Annotated in this window: 1 protein-coding gene; it reads right to left on the bottom strand. The window is 50.0% G+C overall.

Annotation, left to right across the window (positions count from 1 at the left end):
• Window positions 1-226 (bottom strand): MBG domain-containing protein (locus CES82_RS12610; RefSeq protein WP_225364911.1); only part of this gene is annotated, 226 nt, incomplete at its 3' end.
• Window positions 227-258 lie beyond the last annotated feature (32 nt).

The raw sequence follows: 258 nt of genomic DNA, 5'->3' as shown, positions 1-258 counted from the left end.
TCTGGCCGTCATAGCTCTTCGTCAAAGTTGGCGCGATGATCGTTACTGGTGCCGCTGTAATGTGGAACTGACCACCGGTCACGTTGGCACTTTCAAGCGTGTAATTCGGGTTAGCTTGCTGTAGCTTCTGCAGCCCTTGTTGACTTAAACCGATTGAATAACTGCCGACATTGGCACTCGTGATCCCACTCAGATTGAAGTCTTCAGCTTGCCACTTTGGTGCCACTAAGCCAGTGGAAAGTTTAACGTTGAACTGCG

Origin of the sequence: Secundilactobacillus silagincola, from assembly GCF_002583405.1 — a bacterium.
GTDB classification, from domain to species: domain Bacteria; phylum Bacillota; class Bacilli; order Lactobacillales; family Lactobacillaceae; genus Secundilactobacillus; species Secundilactobacillus silagincola.
The sequence above is the reverse complement of the archived record's forward strand: the minus strand, read 5'-3'. Positions and strand labels throughout refer to the sequence as shown.